General features: G+C 71.5%; 1 protein-coding gene and 1 pseudogene. One reads left to right on the top strand and one right to left on the bottom strand.

The window, feature by feature from the left end; all coding sequences use genetic code 11:
• Positions 1-201, top strand: a pseudogene (locus tag AC3ET4_RS30850) (ISAs1 family transposase); the annotation flags it as partial.
• Between the two features lie 166 nt (positions 202-367).
• Here the strand turns inward: AC3ET4_RS30850 and AC3ET4_RS30845 are convergent.
• On the bottom strand, positions 368-892 hold the full coding sequence (locus AC3ET4_RS30845; RefSeq protein ID WP_431955278.1) for a SigE family RNA polymerase sigma factor: 525 nt from the start codon (positions 890-892) through the stop codon (positions 368-370).
• Positions 893-963: the final 71 nt, after the last annotated feature.

Raw genomic sequence — 963 nt, 5'->3', positions numbered from 1 at the left:
CTCCTGCACCACGTGCGGGACCGCACGTTCCGCGAGGACGACTCCAAGGTCCGCACCGGCACCCTGCCCCGCGCCATGGCCTCCCTGCGCAACCTCGCCATCAGCGTCTTCCGCCAGGACGGCCAGACCAACATCGCCGCCGCCCTCCGCCACACCGGCCGCGACTACCACCGGCCCCTACGAACCCTCGGTCTCACGTGACGAACCCAGACAGATCTCGATCATGCAATGACCCTGGGTCAGGATCCGGGACACCAGCAGGGGTACGTCCTGCATCGTGCTCAGCACCGGGGCGCCTCCTCGTTGAAGCGGCTACGCGTGGGCGGATGGGTGCTGTGATTGTCCTGGCATACCGCTCGGTATGTCACTACCCCGGGCGCACATCCGGGTCCTCGCGGAGTCTGCCCAGGGCCCGCGAGACCGCGCTCTTGACCGTGCCCACCGACACCCCGAGCGCCTCGGCGGTCTGCACCTCGCTCATGTCCTCGTAGTACCTGAGGACGACCATCGCCCGCTGGCGGGCGGGCAGCCGGCCGATCGCCCTCAGCAGCGCGTCGCGCTGGGCCTGCCGCTCGGCCTCGTCGGGGCCGGCCGCGGCGCCGGAGTGCGGCTCGGGGAGCTCGGCTGTGGCGTACTCCTCGATCCGGCGCCTGCGCCACTGCGAGGTGCGGGTGTTGACCAGGGTGCGGCGCACGTAGCCGTCCAGCGCCCGGTGGTCGTCTATCCGGTCCCACGCCAGGTAGGTCTTGGCGAGGGCGGTCTGCAGCAGGTCCTCGGCGTCGCAGGGGTCGGCGGTGAGCGAGCGCGCGGTGCGCAGCAGCGCCGGGCCCTTGGCCATGACGTAACGGGTGAATTGGGCCGACGAGGCGCTGGGGCACACGGGCGTGGTCATGGCTCCACGCTAGGAGCCGGTCCCGCGCCCGGGGATCCGCCGCAGGTGCCGAAGCGGCGTCACCCTGAAGT

The sequence above is a fragment of the Actinacidiphila sp. bgisy167 genome (assembly GCF_057707665.1).
This window is presented reverse-complemented; position numbering and strand designations above follow the sequence as displayed.

What these genes read in the sequence shown, in the direction of transcription:
- AC3ET4_RS30845 (WP_431955278.1), bottom strand. Translation starts at nt 892, where the DNA reads ATGACCACGCCCGTGTGCCCCAGCGCCTCGTCGGCCCAATTCACCCGT.